This window comes from Bradyrhizobium sp. I71, from assembly GCF_022354745.1.
Lineage (GTDB): Bacteria > Pseudomonadota > Alphaproteobacteria > Rhizobiales > Xanthobacteraceae > Bradyrhizobium > Bradyrhizobium liaoningense.
This window is the reverse complement of record NZ_CP059398.1, coordinates 1327934-1352624: the sequence shown is the minus strand read 5'-3', so window position 1 is coordinate 1352624 and position 24691 is coordinate 1327934. Positions and strand designations below refer to the sequence as shown.

Below are 24691 nucleotides of genomic sequence, written 5' to 3'. Positions count from 1 at the left end.
GATCGACCTCAGGATTTGGCGAGGCGCAGCGCGACGCAGCCGTCCATCACGAAGCGGCTGATGGCGTAGCGGCCGAGGGGCAATGCAATGCGGCGCTCAAAACGCCCCTGCGGCAGCTCGAGCCGATGGATGCGGGCGTTGCGAAGCTCCGGCGGAAGGGTGCGCTGACCGGAGATGATGAGAACGCCGTCATGGATGACCGTCTCGACATTGTCCGGATTGACGCCGGGAAGCGCCACCAGGATCAGGAGCTCGCGCTCGGTTTCGAGCACGTCGATCGGCGGCTCCCAGCAGGCTTCCTGGCGGCCGAACTGCTGGCGCAGCCGGTCGGCGCGGGTCAGCGAGTCCAGGGCTTCGGACAGCATCCAGTCGAGGGGATTTTTGGGTTGCATGATGCGGGCTCGGGGGTGGGAAAGCCTGCATATGGGGCTGGTTCCCGGGAAATCCAGTGCGGTGGCGCCGGTGTGCCATGCGCCGTCGTGCCATCGAACAAGAAGGCGTCGAACGAGAAAACGCCGCAGCACGGGCCGCGGCGTTTCGTCATTGGCCGGCGCGGGTCAGGCCGCGGCGCGGTACTCTTCTTCCGCTTCCAGGTTGATCACGGAGGTGGCGAGCTCCGTCAGGGTGTGATCGGTCGCCTCTTCCTCGTCCAGCGTCTCCTGGAGCAGCCTTGCTGCGTCCTGCATGCCGAGCTCCTCGGCCCAGGTGCGGAGCGTGCCGTAGCGGGAGATCTCGTAATGCTCGACAGCCTGGGCGGCCGCGAGCAGTCCCGCATCGAGCGCCGGCGCGCCCTTGAACTCCTTCATGATCTCGGCGCCCTCGTCGGTAATGCCGTTGATGGCCTCGCAGGGCTTGCCGCGTGCGGGCTTGCCCAGCATCTTGAAGATCTGGTCCAGCCGCTTGACCTGGCCCTGGGTCTCGCGCAGGTGCTTGTTGAAGGCGGCGGTCAGCTCTTTCGACTGCGCTGCCTTCGCCATCTTGGGCAAGGTCTTGATGATCTTGTTCTCGGCGAAATAGATGTCCTTCAGCGTCTCCAGAAACAGGTCGCTGAGCATCTTCGGGGCCTGACGCGGTCGCCGCGCCGCTGTCTTCCTGGTCGCGCGCTTCTTTGCTCGTTTAGCCATACGTCCTCCTCTTGAGGTGACACGGGAAGGCGTCGCCTTCCTCGATCCTCGGGCGATCAAAACCCTCGGAGAACGAAAGTTCCAAACTGCAACCCGCGTTCGCGGATCGCTCAGGTCGGGCGCTTGTACGGGTCTTCTTGGCGCTGCCGCTCTTCCGTCGCGCGATCGAGGCGTGCCCGCTCGCTGCGGCGCAGGTGGCCGGCCTTCATCACCCCGTAAACGAGGGCCCCGCCGAGCACGAACGCGCCGATGAACCAGAGCCAAAGCATCTGAGCCGAGGCGTGGCCCAAGAGCATGCCAACTCCGCTGTCACTCATGATGGTCTCCACCGATCTCCGTTGCGGTCATGCTGAGCTAAGTCGGCTGTCGAAACCTCGTTCCATGCGCCTGCGGCGTCGGACCAGATCGGCAAGCGGTGGCCGGACCGGCGCACCCTTTGGGCTCGCTGCCCCGGGAGGTGAAGTCACCGGCTTCGGCAGAAGTCCGCCGCCATTTCGCCACGTCGCCGAGACGGAGAAGATCCGGGACTCTTTCGCTTGCGCTGCCATATTGCTTTGACGTACTTCCGGTCTAACAAGCCCTTCGTCAGGAAATCGCAATGTCGATGAGAGCGGACGAACTCGCCAAGAGACAGGCCATTGTCGACGCCTGCCGGCGCATGAACGCGCTCGGCATCAACCAGGGCACCTCGGGCAATATCAGTGTCCGGCATGTGGACGGGCTCCTGGTCACGCCGACCAGCGTGCCCTATGACGCCATGTCGCCGGACCAGATCGTCTTCATGGCCATGGACGGCACACACGCGCCCGAGCAGAAACCGTCCAGCGAATGGCGCTTCCATCGCGACATCCTGAAGTCGCGGCCCGACGTCAATGCCGTGGTGCACGCCCATCCGACCTATTGCACCATCCTGGCGATCATGGGCATGGAGATCCCGCCCGTGCACTACATGATCGCGGCGGCCGGCGGCGACACCATCCGCTGCGCGCCCTATGCGACGTTCGGAACGGCGGAGTTGTCCGAACATGCGGTGCGGGCGCTGGAGGGCCGGCTTGCCTGCCTGCTCGACCACCACGGCATGATCGCGATCGGCAAGACGCTGGACAAGGCGATGTGGCTCGCCGTCGAGGTCGAGACGCTGGCGCGGCAATATCACGGCTGCCTCCAGATCGGACGGCCGCCGCTGCTCTCCGGCGACGAGATCGAGCGGGTCCGCCAGCGCATGGCCGGCTACGGACTGGCGGAAGGGTAGGGCGGGCAGAAGGTGTTCGTGCGGATCAGGCATCTCGTCGATCGCAAGGGGACGAACCGCACCATGGTTCGGCTGCGCGCCCTGCTGCGCAGCAACGAGTTCTACCTGATCCCGCTTGCGCTCGTGATCGGCACGCTCGCGGGCTCGGTCGTGACGTTGATGGCCCAGATTGCCCAGCTCGCGCATGTGGTGATCTACGGCATTCCCATTGATGTTCACCTGTCGGCTCACGAGCGCGTCAGCCCGTGGGCGGCGCTGATCGCACCTGCTCTCGGAGGGCTCTCGCTCGGCATCATGGAATGGTCGCGGCGGCGCATGAAGATCTCGAACGCGGTGGACCCGATCGAGGCGAACGCGCTGCGCGGCGGCAATCTGTCGATGCGCGACAGCGTGGTGGTGTCGAGCCAGACGCTGATCTCCAACGGCTGCGGCGCCTCGGTCGGCCTCGAGGCCGGCTATACCCAGATCGGTTCGGGAATCGCTTCGCTGCTCGGCAAGTTCTTCAATCTTCGCCGCAACGATCTGCGTCTGATGGTCGGTTGCGGCGCGGCGGCCGCGATCGCGGCGGCGTTCGGCGCGCCGATCACCGGCGCCTTCTACGCCTGCGAGCTGATCGTCGGCGTCTATTCGGTCGGCAGCGCCGCGCCGATCCTGGCGGCCTCGCTGGCGGGCGCCCTGACCGCGCAATGGCTGGGCGGTGCACCCTATTCGCTGGAGATCCCCAAGGTCAGCGCCGTCGGCGTCGAGCAGTACCTGGCACTGATCGGGCTCGCCCTCATCACTAGCGGCGTCGGCATCGCCGTGATGCGCTCCTCGCCGATGTTCGAGCGCCTGTTCGCCTGGATGCCGGTCTGGCTGCGTCCGGTGATCGGCGGCCTCATCGTCGGCGGTTTCGCGATCATCACGCCGCAGGTGCTGGCAGCCGGCCACGGTGCCATGGTGCTCGATCTCTTTCACGAGATGACGATCGGCCTGATCGCGCTGGTCATCGCCTTGAAGGTGACGGCCTGCCTGATCTCGCTCGCCTCGGGTTTCCGTGGCGGCCTGTTCTTCGCCTCGTTGTTCGTCGGCAGCCTGATCGGAAAGTTCTTTGCCGCGGTGCTGCTCCTGATCAGCCCGAACTTCGCGATCGATCCGCTGGTGGCGATGCTGACGGGCATGGCGACGCTCGGTGTCGCCATCGTCGGCGGCCCCCTGACGATGTCGTTCCTCGTGCTCGAGATGACCCGCAATGTCGACGTCACCGCCGTAGTGCTCGCCGGCTGCATCGTCACCTCGATCTGCGTCCGCTTCATGTTCGGGCACTCCTTCTCGACCTGGCGGCTGCATCTGCGCGGCGAGACCATCCGCAGCGCCAACGACGTCGGCTGGCTGCGCAACCTCACGGTCGAACGGCTGATGCGCTCCGACGTCGGCAAGGTGCCGTCGACCACGACGATCGCCGCGGTCCGCCGCGAGTTCGCGCTGGGCTCGCGGCCCGGAATCGTGATCGTCAACAATGCGGACGAATATGTCGGGCTGGTCATGCTGCCCGACCTGTTCTCCAATGATCTCGACAGCATCGCCGACGACATCCAGGTGATCGAGCTCGCCCGCCTGATCGACATCGTGCTGATCCCGGAAATGAACGTGAAATCGGCGATGGCGGTGTTCGACGAGGCCGAGGCCGAGATGCTGGCGGTGGTCGATTCCACCGACAGCCGCAAGGTGGTCGGCTTCCTCACCGAGAGCTTCGCCCGCCGCCGCTATGTCGAGGAGATCGACAAGGCGACGAGGGGCGTGCTTGGGGCGCTCTCGTAAGGATCGGCTATCGGCCGGGTGGCGCTGCGACGAGGCAGGCCACGATCCGGCGGACCAATGGCAGGACCATGAGCAGCGTCGGAAACGCGACGAGCCAGGACAGCGCCCAGGCGCCTGGCCAGGTCGCCAGGAACGCCGGTGTTGCGCCGAGGCTTCGTAGCGTCGATATGACCGATACCACCGCGGTCATGAGGATGGACAGCACGAATGGCATGACGATCGGCGCATAGCGCGCCGGCAGTTTGCGAACCGCAATCATCTGACTTCTTTCGAGGAAAAGGACGCGTCGATCACGTTGAACCCTTGAAAATGGCATCGATCCCGACGGCGTCGGTTGATGCGTTGGTTCACGTGAAACGCTTACGGCGACCGAGAAGCGGCGCGGCTGTTCATTAACCGCTCAGGTTGGATGGTTCAAGCTTGACCTGATCGTTCGGTTTACAATCGTTCAAAGCGTGGCAGATCGCCGCGATCATGAAACTATTTCAATGGTTTGCGCGTTATAGGAGGTTTGCTTATGTCTTTTTGGCGAGAACAGAGGAAGGTCGAAATGAGTATTGGACCGATGATTTGCGCAGCCGGCCGCAACACGGTCGTGGCCGCGTTCGCAAGCCTCGCCCTGATTGCGGCCTCCGCATCACCGTCCACGGCCGCCTCGGCCGGGACACCGGCCGCCAAGGCGGCCGTCGCCGGCCAGGCCGCGTCCGACGTCACCGATTTCAGCGCGGCCCGGCGTCGCCATTACCACCGAGGCGGGTCGAACGCCGCAGGTCTCGCCTTCATGGGCATGGCGGCAGGTCTGATCGGAGGCGCGATCGCCGAGAGCCGCCGCCGCGAGTACTACGAGAACCGCTATTATTATGGCCCGCGTCCTTACTATGGCGGCCCGGGCTATTACGGCGGTCCGGGTTACTACGGCGGCGGTCCCAATTATTACGGTCCGGGCTATGGTTACGCGCCGTATTGAGCGGGCCAGCTGACGGATTGAGTTGCCCAGAAGAGGGCGGCGCTTCGTGCCGCCCTCTTTGATGTATCGGTACCCTTGTAGCCCGGGTGAGCGCAGCGATACCCGGGACCCTGCTTGTGAAAACCCGGATGTCGCTCCGCTCATCCGGGCTACGGCACCTTGCTGTGTCGTCGTCTGTCAATCCGGCGCCGTGAAAATATTCCACTTTACCGAAATTCGGATTTGCCGTATGTGTCGCCCATCCCGGCTCATCCTTGAGGGGCGATCATGTGGTCGTCATTGTCGCGAGCCGGGCTTGCGGTGGACGCGGCAGCGTCGTGCACGAGAGTCAGGGCAGGGCGGATTGCTCTCCGTGAGCCCCAAGCTGCGTGCGGATGAGCGGCGCTGCTAGGCTTCGTCTCGCCTGTAAGTTTCCGGCTCCGTCGACAGGGCTGGGAAAACTGCGGCGAAATGGCGGGCCGTGCGTACGGCAAAACCGTGTGGTCCTGGCCGTCGTTGCCACGGTCAAGCTCTTGCGGATGCGGCAGTCGCGTCAACCGGCGCGGCGCCGGTGAATTCCGCGGGAGTGAGGGAGGCCAGAACGAACTCGGCTCCCGGGAGAGCACGGCATAAGCCGTCCGACCATCGCGCAGGGAAGGCCGAGTGATTGGCACCACCTGTATGCTGCTGTGCGGTCTCTTTGCGCTACATTTTCGCGCAGCGGACCGCGGGTGCGAGGTCAGCACCTGGTCTTCCCTGCGCCCTCTTGGCTCGAGAGGGTGAGCGACGAAGCAAAACTCGGGCGGAATGAGCTGCGAGAACGCGAGGGCGCGTCTGCAGCCACATCCACCGTCATTGCGAGGAGCGTAGCGACGAAGCAATCCAGAATCCCTCCGCGGAAAGACTCTGGATTGCTTCGCTTCGCTCGCAATGACGAGGAGGAGAGAGCCTGCGCCATACTCAACTGTCTTGCCCCGGACGCAGCGCAGCGTCCCTTCGACGGTGCGCTGCTGAGCCGGGGCCCATGTTGCGGCATCGTGCCGTGTGGCCCCTGGGGCCCGGCCAACTATTCGGCAATTCCGCCGGCGGCGCCGGTGGACTTGCCCGCCACAATCCGGTTCAATGAACCGGTTGAGGTTTCAGGCGACAAGGGTGTCGAGACGTCTTCTGGTCCCGGCGCTGCCGGGCTTCACCCCACCCCACTTGCGTGAAACTGTCGGGAATGCTCTTTGCTTGAGCGTTATCCGTGGGGCCACCGGCCCCGATCCAGAGAGATGAGATGAGCAAACTCGTTATCAGCGCCGGCGATTTCACCTTCGATGCCCGCTTCGAAGAGCAATTGGCGCCCAAGACCGTCGCAGCGTTTCGCAAGGCACTGCCGTTCGAAAGCCACATCATCCATGTGCGCTGGAGCGGTGAGGGCGTATGGATGCCGCTCGGCGACCTCGATTTCGGCGTCGGCTACGAGAACCACACCAGCTATCCCGCGCCCGGCCAGATCATCCTTTACCCGGGCGGCATCAGCGAGACCGAGATCCTGCTCGCCTATGGCGGCGTGCATTTCGCGAGCAAGATGGGCCAGCTCGCCGGCAACCATTTCATCACGCTGACCTCGGGCCTGGAGAATCTGGCGACACTGGGCAAGAGCGTGCTGTGGAAGGGCGCCCTGCCGATCCGCTTCGAGGAAGTCTGAGTGACTGACACGAGCTACCCTCGCGATCTCCGCGGTTACGGCCGCAATCCGCCGCATCCGCAATGGCCCGACAACGCGCGGATCGCGGTGCAGTTCGTCGTCAATTTCGAGGAGGGCGGCGAGAACAACATTCTGCACGGCGACCCCGCCTCGGAGGCGTTTCTGTCGGACGTGCTCGGCGCGCAGCCCTGGCCGGGCCAGCGCCACGCCAATATCGAATCGATGTTCGAATATGGCTCGCGCGCCGGCTTCTGGCGGCTGTGGCGGATGTTCACCGCGCGCAACTGGCCGACCACCGTGTTCGGCGTTGCCACTGCGCTCAAGCGCAATCCCGAGATCGTCGCGGCGATGAAGGAGGCCGGCTGGGACATCGCGAGCCACAGTCTGAAATGGATCGAGCACAAGGACATGACCGAGGCGCGGGAGCGCGCCGAGATCGCGGAAGCGATCCGCGTCCACCTCGAGGCGACCGGCTCGCGGCCGCTCGGCTGGTACACCGGGCGCTCCTCGATCAACACCAACCGGCTGTTGATGGAGGAAGGCGGCTTCCTCTATCTCTGCGACTCCTATGCCGACGATCTGCCCTATTGGGTGAAGGGTCCGGGCGGCAAGCAGCTCATCATTCCCTATACGCTGGATGCCAACGACATGCGCTTCATCAACCCACAGGGGTTCGCGGAAGGCGAGCAGTTCTTCACCTATCTGAAGGACGCCTTCGACGTGCTCTACGCCGAGGGCGAGACCGCGCCGAAGATGATGTCGGTCGGTCTGCACTGCCGCCTTGCCGGCCGGCCCGGCCGTGCGGCGGGGCTGATGCGCTTCCTCGACTATGTCGGCAAGCATGAGCGCGTCTGGGTGCCGACGCGGTTGCAGATTGCGCAGCATTGGCACGACAGGCACGCTCATCTCGCCGCCGACGCATTCGAGATCGGGTGAACGGACGATGTCGCAGATCTCGCTCGCCGACCTCAACGCCGCAAGCAGGGCCGACTTCGTCGCCGCGCTCGCCAATGTCGTCGAATATTCGCCATGGATCGCCGAGCAGCTCGCGGCAAGGCGGCCGTTTGCCGGCATCAATCAGCTGCACACAGCGCTGATGGCGGCGATCCAGAGCGCCGAGCCTGATGTCCAGTTGGCGCTGATCCGGGCGCATCCCGATCTCGCCGACAAGACGCGGCGTGCCGCCGGCCTCACCGCGGAATCGACCGACGAGCAGAACAGCGCCGGGCTCGACCGCCTGTCGGAGGCCGAATACGCGGCGTTCGAGCGTGCCAACAACGCCTACCGCGACAAGTTCGGCTTTCCCTATATCGTCTGCGTGCGCCGTCACACCAGGGATTCCGTGCTGCGCGACTTCGAGACGCGACTGCTCAATATCGCCAAGACCGAGACGCGACGTGCGATCGAGGAAATTGGCCGCATCTCCGCGCTGCGGCTGGATCAGCTCGTCATTGCCGATGACAGGCTGAAGGTGCAGGGCCGGCTCTCGACCCATGTGCTGGACAATCATATTGGCAAGCCTGCGCCGGGCGTTGCGATCGAGCTCATGGAGCTCGCGAGCCTTGGCGAGAGCCGCGTCATCGCGCGCGCGGTGACCAATGCCGACGGGCGCACCGACCAGCCGGTGATCGGCGGTCGCCCGCTGCCGATCGGCCGCTACGAGCTCAGATTCCGCGTTGCCCAATACTACGCGGAGCGCAATGTGCCGCTGTCCGATCCGCCGTTTCTCGACGAGATCCCGCTGCGCTTTGCGATCAGCGAGCCGGAAAGCCATTACCACGTGCCGCTGCTGGTCACGCCCTGGAGCTATTCGACCTATCGCGGCAGCTAAAGCACGTAGGTCGGGCTGGTTCACCTCTCCCCGACGGGGAGAGGTCGGATTGCGCAGCAATCCGGGTGAGGGGCTGCGGCGCTCGGTGAGACCTAGACCCCTCACCCGGATCGCATCTTCGATGCGCTCCGACCTCTCCCTACGGGAGAGGTGAAACCCACTCTAGTCGCCAAACTTGTCGTGCAGCGCCGGAAACAGCCGATCCGGTTTGAAGGGCGGTGCGGTGAAGCGAATGCCGGTGGCATCGGCAATTGCGTTGCCGAGTGCAGCGGCGACCGGATTGTACGGGCTCTCGCTCATCGACTTTGCGCCGAGCGGTCCGATCGTATCGGACGTCTCGGCGAAGTGCACCTCCGTGCGTGGAACATCGGCGAAGGAGGGCAGGTGGTAGTCGCGAAATTTCGGGTTGATGACGCGGCCGTTCGCATCGATCACCATCTCCTCGTAGAGCGCAGCGCCGAGCGCCTGCGCCACGCCGCCTTCGACCTGACCGCGGCATTGCGTGGGATTGGCGACGACGCCCGCGTCCGCGGCGTGCACGCTCCTGAGAATCCTGAGCTCGCCGGTGCCCTTGTTCACGGCGACACGAAAACCCTGCACGTTGAAGCCGACCGAACGCGGCGTGCCGGTGGAATTGCCGCTGCCTGTGATCGGCCGTCCGCGGTCGTGCGCGAGCTTTGCAAGTTCCGTATAGGGCATGCGCCGTACGCCGCTGACGACGGCGTCCCCATCGAGCACGCAGGTTTTCACGTCGCACAGCCACGCGCCGGCGGCCGCCGCCTTCAGCTCGGTCGCAAGCTGCACGGCCGCCGCATGCGTCGCCTTGCCCGCAACGAAGGTGCCGGCGCTGCCATAGGCGCCGGTGTCGTGGCCGCCATGGGCCGTATCGGACTGGCGCAGGCGGATTCTCCCGACCGTGGTCGCCAGCGTGGTCGCGGCGATCTGGAGGTGCACGGTGCTGGTGCCGTTGCCGAACTCGGCTGTGCCGACGGTGAGGTCGAAGCCGCCGTCGTTGTTGAGCGCGATCGTCGCGTCGGCGATGTGGCCGGCCGGTGGCGCCGTATCGATCATGGCCAACGCGATGCCGTCGCCGATCAGCCATCCCGGCGACAGGTCCGGCTGCGGGCCATCTGCCTGCATCGCGCGCTCGACGAGGTCGAGGCACTGGTCGAGCCCATAGGAGCCGTAGAGCACATCGTGATATTCGGACGGCGGCGGCGACAGCATGGGATCGCCAGGCTTGACGATATTGCGCCGGCGCATCTCGTAGGGGCTGATGCCGAGTTGCCTGGCCAGCTCGTCGATTGCGGCCTCCACCGCGATCAGTGTCTGCGGCAGGCCATAGCCGCGAAACGCGCCCGCCGGCACGGTGTTGGTATAGACGGCGCCGCCGTCCACCCGCTTGTTCGGGCAATTGTAGACGCTGATGGACTCGCCCAGAGCGTGGAACATCACGGGGCCGGCATGATTGCCGTAGGCGCCGGTGTTGGAGAGCACGTCGAGCTGGAGCGCGGTGAGCTTGCCGTCGGCATCGGCGCCCGCCTTGATGTGGACCCGCATCGGATGCCGCGTCGAGGTCGCGATGAACTGCTCCTCGCGGGTGAGCTCCAGTTTCACGGGCCGCCCGGTCCTCAGTGCAGCAAGCGCCAGGATGTCCTCGACGAACATCTCCTGCTTGCCGCCGAAGCCGCCGCCGACGCGCTCGCAGAATACGCGGACCTTGTCCATGGGAAGCTGGAAGATGTCCGACAGCGCACGCCGGGTCAGGAACGGGACCTGCGTCGAGGTGCGGACATTGAGCACGCCTGCGTCATCGAGCCAGGCGAGGCCGCCATGCGTCTCCAGTGCCGCATGCTGCACACGGTGACTGTGGAACGTGGCCTCGTAGGTCACGGCGGACGTGGCGAGCGCGTCCGCGACGTCGCCGAACTCGCCATGCGTTTCCGCGACGAGATTGCGCTGCGCGTCCGCGACGCGGTTCGCAATGGTGCGGTCAGGATGAATGATGGGCGCGCCCGGCGCCATCGCCTGCTCCGGATCGATCAGCGCAGGCAGGATCTCGTAGCTGACTTTCAGTCTGCGGCATGCCTCCTCGGCGGCGGCTTCGGTCTCGGCGACGACGGCGGCGACCTTCTGGCCGATGAAACGGACGACGTCGTCGAGGATTCGGGTGTCCTCAGGGTCCATCCAGTCCTTCTCGTGCCGCGCGGTCGACATCAGCACGGATGGCGCATCCTCATGCGTCAGCACCGCATGCACGCCGGCTACGCGAAGGGCTTCCGACCTGTCGATCGCGACGATCCTGGCGTGAGCATGCGGCGAACGCAGCAGCTTGATGTGCAGCAGCCCGTCGATGGCGGTATCGAAGGTGTAGCGCGCCTTGCCGCGCACGATGTCGGGACCCGCCGGCGCGGGCAGGCTACGGCCGAACGCGGCGCCGGCCTCGACGCTCGCCTCGACATTGGTCTTGCCGAGGATCGCATCCTCGATCGAACGATAACCGGTGCAGCGGCAGATATTGCCCTTCAGCGCTGCGCCGAGATCGGTCCGCTGGGCCTGGTTCAGCGAGGCACAGGTCAGGATCATGCCGGCGGTGCAGAAGCCGCATTGAAAGCCCTGCGCATCGAGGAAGGCCTGCTGCATCGGATGCGTGCCGTCATCTCCGCCAAGACCTTCGATCGTGGTGACGGCGTGCCCCTCGGCACGGAACGCCGGGATCAGGCAGCTGTGCACCGGCTCCCCGTCGAGCAGCACGGTGCAGGCGCCGCAATCGCCGGCATCGCAGCCCTTTTTGACGCCGAAATGGCCGAGCTCGCGCAGGAACGTGCGCAGGCACTGGCCGGCGCGCGGCTCCTGAGAAAATGCCTTGCCGTTGACCTCGAAGCTCATGGTCGCGTTGCTCCCAGGAGTTCACCGCGAATTTCCTCGGCGAGCCGCAGCGTCATCTGCTTGCGCCAGAGCGGCTTGCCGTGGATGTCGGTGTTGTACAACTCCTCGGTGACGCCTTCCGAGACGGCGGCGCGGAGCGTAGCGGCGTCCGGCGCCTTGGCAAACGAGAGCTGGACCGGCCGCACCGTCGATGCGGTGATCGTCAATGTCAGTTTGCCATCCGGATCGAGGCTGCCGATCAGAAGCGCTGCCGAGCGGCCGACGGGGGCCAGCGAAATCTGGCGAAAGGCCGCGCGGCGGCGCAACGCCGCAATCGGGATATCGATCTGGCGCAGCAGGTCGCCGGGCATGAGACGGTTGCTCTGGTTGCCGGTGACGAAATCGACGACGGGAATGTTCTGCTCGCCGCCGCCGGCCTTCCAGATGGTGCAGACGCCGTCGAGCGCCGATGTGAGCGAGATCATCGGCCCCGCCGGCAGCGACATGCAGAGATTGCCGCCGACCGTGGCTGTCTTCCAGATCTTGAACGAGGCGAGGAAGGCCCGGCAACACTGGCCGATCAATGGCGCTGCGAGCCAGTCGGGCGGGCAGGACAGTCCGTCCAGCTGTGCAACCGTGCAGGTGGCGGCAATGGAGAGATGGCTGTCCGTGATCGTCAGCGCCGGCCATCTCAGATCGGTGAGATCGATCAGTCGCCTCAGGTGGACCTGCGGCTCCGAGTACAACCAGGTGCCGCCTGCAAGCCAGGCATCACCCGTCGTCCAGGCAGGCAGTTGCGCGCGCGTTTGCGGGTGGGCCACCGTCGTGATGGTATTCAAATCCATGGCTGCGCCAGCGCTTCCGCCCGGGTGAATCGTGCAGACGAGTCTTGCAAGACCGGAGCCAAGCCGCAACAAACAAGTCGCAGCAATATCGTGTTTCGGGCTGGCGTTCCCCTTGCAGGCTGGTCGTCATTCGGTGTGTGGAGAAGCAGGATCATGAGCGATGTGAAGCCCATCTGGATCAGGGATCCCCTCGCCATCCTTGCCGATGGTGCCGAACGTGGCATCGTGGTGAAGGACGGCCTGATCGTCGAGCTGGTGCCGGCCGGCGGTGCGCCTGCAACCGCGGAGGTCGCAGTGTTCGATGCGGGCGAGCATGTCGTGCTGCCGGGCCTGATCAATACCCATCATCATTTCTACCAGACGCTGACGCGAGCGCTGCCGGCTGCAATGGACCGGGAGCTGTTTCCCTGGCTCCAGGCGCTCTATCCGGTCTGGGCGAGGCTGACGCCTGAGGCGCTCGAGCTCGGCGTCACAGTGGCGATGTCGGAGCTGCTGCTCTCCGGCTGCACCACCACGACCGATCACCACTATGTTTTCCCGGCAGGGCTCGAGGACGCCGTCGATATCGAGGTGGCGGTGGCACAGCGACTGGGTGTGCGGGTGCTGCTGACCCGGGGCTCGATGAACCTGTCGCAGCGCGACGGCGGCCTGCCGCCTGACAGCGTCGTGCAGGACGAGGATACGATCCTCGCGGACAGCGCGCGCGTGGTCGCAAAGCATCACCAGCGCGGTGCGGATGCGATGGTGCAGATCGCGCTCGCACCGTGTTCGCCGTTCTCGGTGACGACCTCGCTGATGCGCGCGACCGCCGATCTCGCCGACAAGCTCGACGTGCGCCTGCACACCCACCTCGCCGAGACCGAGGACGAGAACAAATTCTGTCAGCAGATGTATGGCTGCCGCCCGCTCGACTATCTCGAGCAATGCGGCTGGCTCAATGCGCGAACCTGGCTCGCCCATGGCATCTTTTTCAACGACGACGAGATCAAGCGCCTCGGCAAGGCGAAGACGACCATCAGCCATTGCGCCTGCAGCAACCAGCTGCTGGCGTCCGGCTGCTGTCCCGTCTGCGAGATGGAGGAGGCCGGCGTCGGGATCGGGATCGGCGTCGACGGCTCGGCGTCGAACGACGGCTCAAACCTGATGCAGGAGGTACGCGCCGCTTTCCTGCTGCAACGGGCCCGCTACGGGGTGACGAAAGTCAGTCACAAGGACGCGCTGCGCTGGGTCACCAAGGGCTCGGCGGCCTGTATCGGGCGGCCGGAACTCGGCGCGATCGCCGTCGGCAAGGCAGCCGATCTCGCGCTGTTCAGGCTCGACGAGCTGCGCTTCTCCGGTCACAGCGATCCGCTGGCTGCCCTGGTGCTGTGCGGGGCGCATCGGGCCGACCGGGTGATGGTGGCCGGAAAATGGACGGTGATCGACGGCGCGATTCCGGGCCTGGATGTGGCAGACCTCATCCGCCGCCACAGTTCCGCGGCACGGGCCATGCGGGCGGGATAAGCCAGGCAAAATGGAAAGAGGGGGCAGCCACAAGTGCCGGGTGCTTCTGACCACCCCCTCCGAACCTCCTCCGGGAGGAGCAGGTGTATTGGGGAATGCAAGAAGCGTGCTACTTGCCCGGCAGCTTGTCGTCGATGCCTTTCACGTAGAAATTCATGCCAAGGATCTGGCCGTCGTCGAGGTGATCGCCGCCCTTGCACTCGACAGGCTTGCCGTCCTGCCCAACGATCGGGCATTTGAACGGATGCAGCTTGCCCGTAGTGATCGCGGCCTGGGCATCCTCGGCCATCTTTTTCACATCGTCCGGCATGTTGGTGTAGGGCGCCATCGCGAACATGTGGCTGTCGAGGCCGCCCCAGGTGTTTTCGGACTTCCAGGTGCCGGCGAGCTCGGCCTTGACGCGCTCGATGTAGTAGGGGCCCCAGGTATCCAGGATCGAGGTGAGCTGGGTCTTGGGCCCGAACTTGATCATCTCGGAATCCTGGCCGAAGGCGAGCTTGCCGCGTTCGCTGGCGATCTGCATGGCGGCGGGCGAATCCGTGTGCTGCATGATGACGTCGGCGCCCTGGTCGATCAGTGCCTTGGCGGCGTCGGCTTCCTTGCCGGGGTCGAACCAGGTGTTGGCCCAGATGATCTTGACCTTGATGTTCGGGTTGATGGTCTGCGCCGCCAGCATCGTCGCGTTGATGCCGGAGACGACCTCCGGAATCGGGAACGAGCCGATGTAGCCGAGCACGCCCGACTTCGACATCTTCGCTGCGATCAGGCCTTGAATGTAGCGGCCCTGATACCATTTCGCCGAATAGGTCGACATGTTCGGGTTGCGCTTGTAACCGGTGGCGTGCTCGAAATGCACGTTCGGGTATTTCTTGGCGACCTTCAGCGTCGAGTCCATGTAGCCGAAGGACGTCGTGAAGATCAGCTTGTTGCCGGCGCGGACCAGCTGCTCGATCGAGCGCTCGGCGTCGGGGCCTTCGGGCACGTTCTCGAGGTAGGTGGTCTCGATCTTGTCGCCCAGTTCCTTCACTAGCGCCTGACGGCCGAGGTCGTGCTGATAGGTCCAGCCGAGGTCTCCGATCGGACCCACATAGACGAAGCCGACCTTCAGCTTGTCGGCGGCGGAGGCTGCACTGACGTTCCCGGCAAGCAAAAGCCCGGCAGTCAGCGCAAGAAGTGATTTCCACATCATCGATCTCCAAACGTCAGGGGAAAGCCATGATCGGCAACATGCGCGCCCCATCGCGCATGCCGCGGAAGCGAGAATTCAGCGGTCGGGCACGAACACGGTGCCAAGCGCCGCTGGCGCTGTCGAGCCGCCGGTCCGCGCGCGGGAGAGCAGGACGAGCACGATGATGGTCGCGAGATAAGGCAGCGCCGACATGAATTGCGAGGGAATGCCGACGCCCCAGCCTTGCGCGTGCAGTTGCAGGATCGTCACCGCGCCGAACAGATAGGCGCCGGCCACGAGCCGGCTTGGCCGCCAGGACGAGAACACCACCAGCGCCAGCGCGATCCAGCCGCGGCCGGCGGTCATGCCTGGAACGAAGAACGGCGTATAGGCGAGCGGCAGATAAGCACCGGCAAGGCCGGCGCAGGCACCGCCGAACATCACGGCGAAGGTGCGGATGCGCAGCACGGGATAGCCGAGCGCATGTGCGGAGACATGATTGTCGCCGCAGGCGCGCAGGATCAAGCCCGCCCGCGTACGGTACAGGAACCACCAGACGCCGACGATGAGTGCAATGGAGAAATAGACGAAGCCGTCCTCGCCGAACAGCACGCGGCCGATCAGCGGAATGTCCGTCAGGACGGGAATATAGAGGTGCATTGCCGGCGTGATGCGCTCACCCACGAAGCCGGCGCCGATCAGGCCTGACAGCCCAATGCCGAGGATGGTCAGCGCGAGCCCGGTCGCAACCTGGTTAACGGCAAGCCCGAGCGCCATCAGCGCGAAGATGAGCGACATCAGCGTGCCCGCGACCATGCCGAACAGCGCGCCGATGAAGACCGATCCAGTCAGCCAGGCGCCGGCAAAGCCGCAGGCCGCACCGACGATCATCATGCCCTCGACGCCGAGATTGAGCACGCCGGAGCGCTCGGTGACGAGCTCGCCGGTCGCCGCGATCAGCAGCGGCGTCGACGCGGCGAGCACCGCGAGGATGATGGCTTCAACCAGCTCCACGAGTCACCTGTCGGTTCGGGAAGACCAGCTTGAAGCGGTAGAGGATCAGGGAATCGCAGGCGAGCACGTAGAACAGCAGAATGCCCTGAAAGACCTTGGTGACGTCCAACGGGATCTTCATCGCGATCTGCGCCTGCTCGCCGCCGATAAAGGTCAATGCCAGGAAAAGGCCTGCAATGAGTATTCCAACTGGGTTCAGACGGCCGAGGAATGCCACGATGATCGCGGTAAAGCCGTAACCAGGCGAGATGCCGGGCTGGAGATGCCCGACCGGACCTGCAACCTCGATGATTCCGGCGAGGCCCGCCAGTGCGCCTGATACCGCGAAGGTCAGGATGATCAGCTGATTGGCATTGAAGCCGCCGAACTGCGCGGCACGGGGCGCAGCTCCAACCACGCGAATCTCAAAGCCTTTCATGGTGCGCCCGAGCAGGATCGCCGCTGCTGCGACGACGAGCAGGGCAATGATCGAGCCGAGATGCAGCCGGCCGCCTTCGATCAGCAGGGGGACGGTCGCCACTGGATCGAATTCCGCCGTGGTCGGGAAATTGAAGCCCTGCGGGTCGCGCCATGGCCCGCGCACGAGATAGTCGAGGAAGAGGTCGGCGACATAAACCAGCATCAGGCTGGTCAGGATCTCGCTGGCGCCGAACTTGACTTTGCAGATCGCCGGGATCAGCGCATAGAGCGCGCCCGCTGCGGCGGCGAGGACGAGCATGGCCGGCAGCACCCAGGCGCCGGCGTCGGTGCCTTGCGTCCTCACCGCGACCCAGCTTCCGGCCACTGCGCCGATCAGGAATTGTCCCTCGGCGCCGATGTTCCAGGCATTGGCGAGATAGCAGAGCGACAGCCCGATCGCGATCATCACCAGCGGCGTTGCCTTCACCGCGATCTCCTGGAGCGAATAGCCGTCGGTCAATGGCGCGATGAAATAGGCGTGCAGGGCGAGCAGTGGATTCTTGCCCAGTATAGCGAACAGGATGACCATTGTCAGGATCGTGAGGCCAATCGCGATCAGTGGGGACACCAGCGCGATCGTGCCGGAGCGCTCGGCGCGCTTCTCAAGCACCAGCTGCATGCGCGATCTCCTTCGGTTCCAGGCTGCTGCCGCCCATCAGGAGGCCGAGCTTTTCGCGGCTCGCTGCGCTTGCTGCGAGCGGAGCGGAAAGCTTGCCGTGGAACATCACGGCGATGCGGTCGGCGATCTCCGCGAGTTCGTCGAGATCCTGGCTGGTCACGAGGACGGCGGCGCCTGCGGTTGCGAGATCGAGCAGCGCCTGCCGGATGACGGCGGCGGCGCCGGCATCGACGCCCCAGGTCGGCTGGCTCACCACCAGCACCGCGGGGGAGCGCAGGATCTCGCGTCCCACGATGAACTTCTGCAGATTGCCGCCCGACAGGCTGGCGGCTTCCGGATCGCGTTTGGCCTTGCGGACGTCGAATGTCTCGGTCGCACGGTCGACCACTTTCAGCGTGGCAGCGGTATCGATGAAGCCACGACGGACCATGCCGCTGGCGGCATGGCCGGTGAGCAGCGCGTTCTCCGACAGCTTCATGCGCGGCGCGGTGCCGTGGCCGAGCCGCTCCTCGGGTACGAAAGCGGCGCCCAGCTTGCGCCGCTGGGTGATCGAGAGACGGCCGGCGGCGATGCCTTCGATCACCACCGTGCTGGGGTCCTTCGAGAGGCGCTCGCCGGAGAGCGCGGCGAACAGTTCGTCCTGACCGTTGCCGGCGACGCCGGCGATGCCGAGGATCTCGCCGCCCTTCAGCTCGAACGAGATGTGCTCGAGCCGCACGCCATGCGCGTCTGCAGGGGCCAGCGAGAGATCGTCGACGACGAGCCGCGGCACGGTGGTCTTGCGGCCGGATGCGGCCTTCACTTCCTTGATCTCTCCGCCGACCATCATCCGTGCGAGCGAGGCTGCGGTCTCGAGCCGCGGGTTGCAGGTCTCGACCTTCCTGCCGCCGCGCAGGATCGTCGCGGTGTCACAGAGGCGCTTCACCTCCTCCAGCTTGTGGCTGATATAGAGGATCGCGCGGCCTTCGGCCTTGAGCCGCTCCAGCACGATGAACAGCTGATCTGCCTCCTGCGGCGTCAGCACCGCGGTGGGCTCGTCCAGGATCAGGAATTTCGGATCCTGCATCAAGGCGCGGACGATCTCGATGCGCTGGCGCTCGCCGACGGACAGTTGCCAGACTTCGCGCTTGGGATCGAGCGGCAGTCCATAGGTCTTCGACACCTGCTCCAGCCGCGCCGACATGTCCATGAAGGACTCTTTGCCGTCGAGACCGAGCGCGACGTTCTCGGCGACGGTAAGATTGTCGAACAGCGAGAAATGCTGGAATACCATACCGATGCCACGGCAGCGTGCTTCCGAGGGACCGGAAAGCACGAGTCGTTGGCCCTGCCAGCGAATCTCGCCGGCGCTGGGCTGGATCAGACCGTAGATGGCTTTGACCAGCGTCGACTTGCCGGCGCCGTTCTCGCCGAGCAGGGCGTGAATTTCACTCGGCCAGATGTCGATGTCGATGGAGTCGTTGGCGAGGAAATCGCCATAACGCTTGGTGAGGCCGATCGTCCTCAGGAGCGGGGAATCGCCGGAATGCTGGCCGTTGGGCATCGGATCTAACATTCGCTGATGCGCTTGCATGCGTGACGTGTCTCGATAGTGGGCCAGTTTGAACTGCGCTGTAAGATGTGAAAAAGCATCATCCCTTGCTCAACGTTTCGGCGGGCCATCGGCCCAGCGGGTCGTCAACCGTGCTGAGCGACCAGGTCGCGACAACTGCTCCAACTCGGCATCACATCGGGCGCGATCAGAAAAAAACGGCGTCATCTCCCTTTGGATGTGCTGCTACTTCCTCCAAGCGCCGTCGTGCAGCGCTTCAGCCTCCTTTTCGAGCAGGGGGCCGATGACCTCTGTCGGGCGCTGACCGCGGGCAAAGACCTCGCGGCACGGCAGGTCGAGGGTCGGGTTCTCCGGATGGTTGCCGGTGATGCCGCGCAGGCGATGCTCGCTGAGGCCAAAGACGACGCGGCCGATGCCGGCCCAGTAGATCGCACCGGCACACATCGCGCAGGGCTCGGCCGACGAATAGAGCGTGGCCTTCGCCAGCACGTCGCGCCCGAGCGTGCGGCAGGCCTGGGTGGCCGCGAGACGTTCGGCATGCGCGGTGCCGTCATGATCCGGCATGTAGCCGTTCTCGCTCTCGATGAGAACCTTGCCGTCGGCCGCAACAACGATGCAGCCGAAGGGATGATTGCCATGGCTAAGCGAGCGGCGGGCGACCGCGAACGACAGGCGCAGGAAGTGTTCGTCACGTTCGGGCGCGGCGTCCATCGCTACTCCGCGGTCAATGCCCGCCATGCGCCGGCCGACCACGATGAATGTCGGCTTCGCTGATCCGTGCTTCATACACAATTTGCCGTGAAACATCACCAGCCAGCCGGACGGTTGTTGATGACGGCATTTTCCGGATAACCGATTGAAAAATATCGGTAATGCGGCCCGTCAGATCCCTGACTAGGAAGAAATGCCAGACGCAATTGCAGGCGTTGGGGCTCCCGCGCGCATGACCGGCGCGAGGCAGCGTGGCGCGTACTCGCATTCATGCTAATCACGCGCTTGTTGGGGCAGGCGCTGGTACGTGATTTTTGCTGGCACCGAGCTCGTGCCAGTCGCCAGGACGGCCGTCGCCGCGGTCCAGAGAAGAGGAAGTTTGTCGAGATGGGGTCCGTTAACGCCGTTCAAAATGCATCGCTCGGCGAAGTGATCGTGGGTCGGATCAACGATCTGGCCGCGATCTCGGAAGAGGGTGACAAACTTACCCGCATCTATCTCACCAAGGAGTTGCGCGAGGCGGCGGACCTCGTCCTGGGCTGGATGCGCGAAGCCGGCATGAGCGCGCGCCTCGATGCGATCGGTAACGTCTGTGGCCGCTATGAAGGCGACCGGCCGGGTGCTCCCTGCCTGATGCTCGGCTCGCACTACGACACTGTGCGCGATGCCGGCAAATGGGATGGACCGCTGGGTGTGATCACGGCGATCTCTTGCGTCGCTGATCTCAACCGCCGCGGCAAGCGCCTGCCGTTTGCGATCGAGGTGGTCGGTTTTGCCGATGAGGAGGGGGTGCGCTTCGCTTCGACCTTGCTCGGCAGCCGTGCGGTGGCCGGCACCTTTGACGAGAATGTGCTGAACACGCGCGACCGCGATGGCGTATCGATGCGTGATGCGCTCGTGCAGTTCGGGCTCGACCCCGACCAGATCGGCGCTGCCGCGCGAGCGCGGCGTGAGCTGCTCGCCTACCTCGAATTGCACATCGAGCAGGGGCCGGTGCTGGAAGCGCAGAACCTGCCTGTAGGTGTCGTCACCGCGATTGCCGGCGCCACACGGCTTGCCGCACGGCTGACGGGCATGGCCGGTCACGCCGGCACCGTACCGATGGAGCTTCGGCGCGACGCGCTCGCCGGGGCGGCCGAATGCATCGGTGCGATCGAACAATTTTGCCGCACCGACGAGGGCGGCCTGGTCGGCACCGTCGGCTACATCCAGGCGAGGCCCGGCGCGACCAATGTCATTCCGGGCGAAGTATCCTTCACCATCGATATGCGCGCCCCCACCGACATGCACCGCAAGCGTGCGGTGGCCGATATCGTCCGCCGGATCGAGGCGATCGCCAAGCGCCGGCAGCTGGCCCTTCAGCTTGACGTCACCCACGAGAACCGCACTGCGCCTTGCGCGCCGTGGCTCAAGGAGCAGATCGCGCAGGCGATCGAGGCCGAAGGCGTCTCCGTGTTCGAGCTGCCGAGCGGGGCAGGGCACGACGGCATGGCGATGATCGACATTGCCGATGTCGGCATGATCTTCGTTCGCTGCCGCGGCGGCATCAGCCACCACCCGGATGAACATGTCGAGCTCGCCGATGCCGATGCCGGCGCGCGGGTGCTGCTGCGGGTGATCGAGAATTTTCAGACGCGGGAGAGCCGCGCCACCGCGAGCTGAACAGCCGGCTCCCCGCTCGTCATCGTGGCGAGACACGAATCGGTCACACTTGGAATGATGACCGGCCATCGCCGGGATTGCGAGACACTCGGTGCACATGAAGAGCGACATTCCCCTGCCGTCACATCGCGGAAACCGGTTCTACCAGGGCGGGGTTGCGACCCTTGTCGCCAACGCTCTTCAGGCCGTCAATTTTCTCGGTGATCGGTTCCTGAGAAAGTCGCATCATTCGTTGTCGGCTATCGAGGACCTCTATCGGCACTCGATGGACAGCGCATTCTCGGTGACCGAGGCTTTCCTCGTCACAGGCGCCCCGCACGCCTCCGCGTATTATCCCCGAGACTTCGCGTGGTTCTATCCCGACGTTCTCGACCCCGAAACCATCATGGATTCGCAGGACGCGGTGCGGCGGGTTCGGTTGCTCGAAAAGAGCGTCCGTTTGTTGCTGGAGGCGGTTCGCGCCGGCGTCGTCACGACGACCATCGTTCCGGCGGGACGCGGTCGCTACCTCGGCGTGAACTATTTCTCGCGCCCGTCGGACACGCTGCTCGGCATTCTCGCCGGTCTCCAGCAGATGATCTCTGCCGAAGACAGGACGGCCGCCTATCTGGCAATGTCACAATGCGCGCATGCAGGCCGCCTGTTGCTGGCCGAATATGGCGGTGACCTGAAGCGAGCGATCCTCCAGCTCGCAAGCGAGCTCGAACCGTTCAATGATGATGGTACCAGGTATTTGCTTTGCGATGTCCACGCGCCGCGCTCCGCCGCGACAGACACCCGCGCCGAACGCAGGCGCTTCGTGACCAATGCTTCCGTCTACACGACCTTCGTGTGGGGCGTGCAGCTCGGGGTCGTCGGCGAGAACGAGCTGAAGCGGCTGCTCGGGCGTGATTTTGCGCAGTACAAGACGGACCTGCTCCGCCTGTTCGGCAAAGACGGCCATATCAGGCATTCCCTGGAAGGTCCGGCGAGTTCGCCAGCCTCATCGGTCGCACTGGACTTCGTCAGCGTGCATCGTGGATTCTGGAATATGAGCGATGCGAGCGAGCGGGCGCTGTTCGCGGCCACGACGGATCTGATCATAGCGGAGCCGCGGTTTCGTATCCCCAGCACGTTTCATTTCCTGGTCTCAGCCGACAATCCCAGGAACAAGATGATCCACAGGATTGCGGCACCGGCCTATCAGGGGCGTTCCTGCTGGCCGACGTTCAACGTCGAGTTCGCGGATCGCATGCTGGACTATGACGAATTCACTGGCGGCGAGACCTATCGGACCTGCGCCCAAGGAATATTGAAGGATATTCGGACGGCGACCGAGGTTCACGGCGGCTATCAGGAGCTGATCTCAGAACAGGGTCTGAAGTATCGCACCTGGGCCTATAAGGGCGCCGTGGCTCATTCCTGGTTTCCGCGCTTCCTGTCCGTCTGGAGGCGGGCGTATGGAACGCCGCTCCTCCGGTGGATTGACGGATCCACTCGGTGACGTATCGCTCATGCTACGAGATCCAGCAGCCGGCACGATCCGCGCACGAGCACCTTGCGTCCGGTCGGCGTCATGGCAGGCACGCCGTCGTTGATGACGACGAGGCCGAGTGCGACGAGGCTTTCGACGAGATGGGCCTTGAGACGGCCGTTCGACAACGGGTTGCGAAGTGAGCGCAGGGCCGCCCATTGGTCCGGCGAAAGCTCAAAGTCGAAATCGTCGTTCATGTTGCCTCAGGCGGTCGTAACGTTCACGCGCCCCTGTTATCGGCGCTGCATGAAGACCATGCGACGACAATAAGTCCGGAATTCGATGAGATGTTTAGAACGTCTCTTCACAAATTGCCGCACTTCGTTGCGCCACAAGAGTTAAGATCGTTTGCCTGCGAATACCGTCTCAATTTCCGATCACTAATTGATGATCTGCGCTTGATGTTGCAGTGCGAATGCCGCGCTGCACGGGAAACGTCGCTGTCCTATTCTGCGTCGCGATATGCACAGAAATGGCGAGACGAGTTGTTCCGGGCTCTGCTAAGTTATTCCGTGGGGAATGGCTTCACACGACAGGAGTGTGAGTGCATGAAGCGGCTGGTTGAAATCCGTAGTCAGGAATTTTTATGCCGCGAGCGCGCGGCGCGCGATTCGGAACGTCGGGTATTCTGGCTCGCGCAGGCCGAGGAATGGGAGCAGCGCGCGCTCGACGAAATCGCCTATCACTTCCGGGAGTGCAATCTCGCGCAGGGCGAGCGGAATGCCGCCTGACGCGGCTGGCTGATATTGCTCACTGATAAGTCGCCACGATATCGGACACGGCGCGCTCGAGCTGGTGCGCAGTGGCGCATTGGCGCACGACGGTGCAAAAGGTCGCGTAGCGCGGCATCTCGGAATCGCCAAAGCCCCAGGCGAGCCGCCCCTCGGGATTGAGCCAGACCAGTCGCTTCGAGCGATCGGAGATCCGGCGCAAAATGTCGGCGCGCGGGTCGAGATTGTTGCTGCGGGCATCGCCGAGCACGATCACCGTGGTCTGCGGCGTCAGCGTACTCATGAACTCCGTCTCGAAATCGACCAGCGAAGAGCCGTAATCCGACGAGCCGAAGCCGACCTTGGACATGATCTCGGACATCGCCTCCTCCGGCGACTTCGATTCCAGGATCTCGCTGACTTCGATCAGGTGCGAGGAGAAGGCGAAGGAGCGGACATCGTCGACCACCTCGTGCAGCGAGTGGATGAGCAGTAGAAAGAAGTCGGACACTTGCGCAACGGAGCCCGAGACGTCGCACAGCGCTACGATCTTCGGCCGGTCGCGATGCTTGCGCTTCCATGCCGTGAGGAAGGGCACGCCGCCCCAGGCCGCATTCCGGCGGAGCGTGCGACGGACGTCGAGATGGCCGCGGCGCTGGCGTTTGCGCGGCTTCGAGTAGCGCTCGCGCAGCCGGCGCGCGATCTGACGGATGAGGGCGCGCATCTCGGCGACCTGGCGCCGCTCGATGCGGGCAAGCGGCGCATTGCGCAGGATCTCGTTGCGGAGGTTTTCGGCCTCCTCGCGGGCATAGAGTGCAAGCCCCTGAGAGACCGTATCGCGCACGGCCTCGCGCAAGGCGTCCAGCGCGGCGCGCAGACGCTCGGCCAGTGCCGGGTTGGTCGCGGTCAGCCCGTCGAGATCGTCGCGCAGGCGCTGGAGGCCCATGGCGTCGAGGATGCGGCTGGAGAAGATGCCGCGCTGAGTGGAGTAGCGGATGTCGGACAGGGAGGCCGCTCCGGAGGCGCTGGCAATCGCAGCCGCAATCGTATTGCGGTCCTGCGACAGCAGCATCTGAGCGAGCGGGCCTAGACCTTCGGGAGGCTGACCTTCGCCGGCATCGCTGGGAGCGCCGGAGGAGGGCGGCTGATCTGCGTCCTGCGGAGCGTCGTCGTTGTCGGCCTCAGGCTGGTCCTGCCGCGGCTCCGGCTGACTGAAGAACAGATCAAAGCAGTCACCGAGCGCGAGCTTCTCGTCCTGCGACTTGGCAAGTGTCAGGAGCAGCGCGTCGCGCAGGACGGCGCGGTCGGAGATGCCGACCTGCGCGACTGCGCGCATCGCATCGATGCTTTCGGCAGGCGAGACGTGAACGCCGACGCCCCGCGCCGCTCGAAAGAAACGATGGAGGTTCTCGCGCATCGGC

At 64.7% G+C, this 24691-nt stretch carries 23 protein-coding genes; 10 read left to right on the top strand and 13 right to left on the bottom strand.

The window, feature by feature from the left end:
* Positions 1-8: 8 nt before the first annotated feature.
* The 3 genes from FJV43_RS06690 to FJV43_RS06680 all read right to left on the bottom strand — a co-directional run bounded on the left by FJV43_RS06690 (position 9) and on the right by FJV43_RS06680 (position 1441).
* Positions 9-392 (bottom strand): Hsp20/alpha crystallin family protein, encoded by a 384-nt coding sequence (locus FJV43_RS06690; protein WP_027574581.1) that lies wholly within the window; start codon positions 390-392, stop codon positions 9-11.
* Between the two features lie 165 nt (positions 393-557).
* Positions 558-1124, bottom strand: a complete 567-nt coding sequence (locus FJV43_RS06685) for a ferritin-like domain-containing protein (RefSeq protein WP_239625574.1) — start codon at positions 1122-1124, stop codon at positions 558-560.
* A gap of 110 nt (positions 1125-1234) precedes the next feature.
* Positions 1235-1441: a hypothetical protein gene (locus FJV43_RS06680; protein WP_131870947.1), complete on the bottom strand. Its 207-nt coding sequence runs from the start codon at positions 1439-1441 to the stop codon at positions 1235-1237.
* Positions 1442-1722: 281 nt separating this feature from the next.
* On the opposite strand from FJV43_RS06680, the gene FJV43_RS06675 reads away from it, so the two are divergent.
* On the top strand, positions 1723-2376 hold the full coding sequence (locus tag FJV43_RS06675) for a class II aldolase/adducin family protein (RefSeq protein WP_239625572.1): 654 nt from the start codon (positions 1723-1725) through the stop codon (positions 2374-2376).
* 12 nt (positions 2377-2388) lie between these two features.
* Positions 2389-4176 (top strand): chloride channel protein, encoded by a 1788-nt coding sequence (locus FJV43_RS06670; RefSeq protein ID WP_239625571.1) that lies wholly within the window; start codon positions 2389-2391, stop codon positions 4174-4176.
* Positions 4177-4183: 7 nt separating this feature from the next.
* On the opposite strand, the gene FJV43_RS06665 is transcribed toward FJV43_RS06670, so the two are convergent.
* On the bottom strand, positions 4184-4435 hold the full coding sequence (locus FJV43_RS06665) for a DUF2798 domain-containing protein (protein WP_008565736.1): 252 nt from the start codon (positions 4433-4435) through the stop codon (positions 4184-4186).
* Between the two features lie 291 nt (positions 4436-4726).
* Here FJV43_RS06665 and FJV43_RS06660 point away from each other — a divergent pair, with 291 nt between their 5' ends.
* From FJV43_RS06660 to uraD, 4 genes are all read left to right on the top strand, one after another.
* A complete protein-coding gene (locus tag FJV43_RS06660; RefSeq protein WP_239625569.1) occupies positions 4727-5143 on the top strand; it encodes a hypothetical protein in 417 nt (138 codons plus the stop codon).
* A gap of 1258 nt (positions 5144-6401) precedes the next feature.
* Positions 6402-6815: a DUF3830 family protein gene (locus FJV43_RS06655; protein ID WP_131870951.1), complete on the top strand. Its 414-nt coding sequence runs from the start codon at positions 6402-6404 to the stop codon at positions 6813-6815.
* Positions 6816-7751 carry an allantoinase PuuE gene (gene puuE, locus FJV43_RS06650; protein ID WP_239625567.1) on the top strand — a complete coding sequence of 312 codons (936 nt, stop codon included), beginning with the start codon at positions 6816-6818 and terminating at the stop codon, positions 7749-7751.
* A 7-nt stretch (positions 7752-7758) separates the two neighbouring features.
* Entirely contained in the window at positions 7759-8646 is an 888-nt protein-coding gene (gene uraD / locus FJV43_RS06645; protein ID WP_239625566.1) for a 2-oxo-4-hydroxy-4-carboxy-5-ureidoimidazoline decarboxylase, read from the top strand.
* Between the two features lie 162 nt (positions 8647-8808).
* Here uraD and FJV43_RS06640 read toward each other — a convergent pair whose 3' ends face one another.
* Positions 8809-11535, bottom strand: coding sequence for a molybdopterin cofactor-binding domain-containing protein (locus FJV43_RS06640; protein ID WP_239625564.1), 2727 nt, complete (start codon positions 11533-11535; stop codon positions 8809-8811).
* On the bottom strand, positions 11532-12359 hold the full coding sequence (locus FJV43_RS06635; protein WP_239625563.1) for an FAD binding domain-containing protein: 828 nt from the start codon (positions 12357-12359) through the stop codon (positions 11532-11534). The genes FJV43_RS06640 and FJV43_RS06635 overlap by 4 nt, the downstream gene beginning before the upstream one ends.
* A gap of 153 nt (positions 12360-12512) precedes the next feature.
* On the opposite strand from FJV43_RS06635, the gene FJV43_RS06630 reads away from it, so the two are divergent.
* On the top strand, positions 12513-13862 hold the full coding sequence (locus FJV43_RS06630) for an 8-oxoguanine deaminase (RefSeq protein WP_239625561.1): 1350 nt from the start codon (positions 12513-12515) through the stop codon (positions 13860-13862).
* Between the two features lie 109 nt (positions 13863-13971).
* On the opposite strand, the gene FJV43_RS06625 is transcribed toward FJV43_RS06630, so the two are convergent.
* From FJV43_RS06625 to FJV43_RS06605, 5 genes are all read right to left on the bottom strand, one after another.
* A complete protein-coding gene (locus FJV43_RS06625) occupies positions 13972-15048 on the bottom strand; it encodes a BMP family ABC transporter substrate-binding protein (RefSeq protein ID WP_239629337.1) in 1077 nt (358 codons plus the stop codon).
* A gap of 78 nt (positions 15049-15126) precedes the next feature.
* Positions 15127-16044: an ABC transporter permease gene (locus FJV43_RS06620; RefSeq protein WP_239625560.1), complete on the bottom strand. Its 918-nt coding sequence runs from the start codon at positions 16042-16044 to the stop codon at positions 15127-15129.
* Entirely contained in the window at positions 16031-17122 is a 1092-nt protein-coding gene (locus tag FJV43_RS06615; RefSeq protein WP_239625558.1) for an ABC transporter permease, read from the bottom strand. The genes FJV43_RS06620 and FJV43_RS06615 overlap by 14 nt, the downstream gene beginning before the upstream one ends.
* Positions 17106-18695: an ABC transporter ATP-binding protein gene (locus FJV43_RS06610; protein ID WP_239625557.1), complete on the bottom strand. Its 1590-nt coding sequence runs from the start codon at positions 18693-18695 to the stop codon at positions 17106-17108. Before FJV43_RS06610 ends, FJV43_RS06615 begins: the two co-directional genes overlap by 17 nt.
* Positions 18696-18899: 204 nt before the next feature.
* The gene (locus tag FJV43_RS06605) at positions 18900-19385 is read right to left on the bottom strand and encodes a nucleoside deaminase (protein WP_239629335.1); all 486 of its coding nucleotides are present in this window, start codon (positions 19383-19385) and stop codon (positions 18900-18902) included.
* Between the two features lie 387 nt (positions 19386-19772).
* Between FJV43_RS06605 and FJV43_RS06600 the strand changes: the two genes are divergently transcribed.
* Both FJV43_RS06600 and FJV43_RS06595 read left to right on the top strand, forming a co-directional pair.
* On the top strand, positions 19773-21047 hold the full coding sequence (locus FJV43_RS06600; RefSeq protein WP_239625555.1) for an allantoate amidohydrolase: 1275 nt from the start codon (positions 19773-19775) through the stop codon (positions 21045-21047).
* A 97-nt stretch (positions 21048-21144) separates the two neighbouring features.
* Positions 21145-22530, top strand: coding sequence for a hypothetical protein (locus FJV43_RS06595; RefSeq protein ID WP_239629333.1), 1386 nt, complete (start codon positions 21145-21147; stop codon positions 22528-22530).
* Positions 22531-22538: 8 nt separating this feature from the next.
* On the opposite strand, the gene FJV43_RS06590 is transcribed toward FJV43_RS06595, so the two are convergent.
* Positions 22539-22757 (bottom strand): hypothetical protein, encoded by a 219-nt coding sequence (locus tag FJV43_RS06590; RefSeq protein ID WP_035678447.1) that lies wholly within the window; start codon positions 22755-22757, stop codon positions 22539-22541.
* Positions 22758-23108: 351 nt separating this feature from the next.
* On the opposite strand from FJV43_RS06590, the gene FJV43_RS06585 reads away from it, so the two are divergent.
* Positions 23109-23291, top strand: a complete 183-nt coding sequence (locus FJV43_RS06585; protein WP_131870963.1) for a hypothetical protein — start codon at positions 23109-23111, stop codon at positions 23289-23291.
* 19 nt (positions 23292-23310) lie between these two features.
* Here the strand turns inward: FJV43_RS06585 and FJV43_RS06580 are convergent, their stop codons facing one another.
* Positions 23311-24687, bottom strand: coding sequence for a VWA domain-containing protein (locus FJV43_RS06580; protein ID WP_239625553.1), 1377 nt, complete (start codon positions 24685-24687; stop codon positions 23311-23313).
* Positions 24688-24691: the final 4 nt, after the last annotated feature.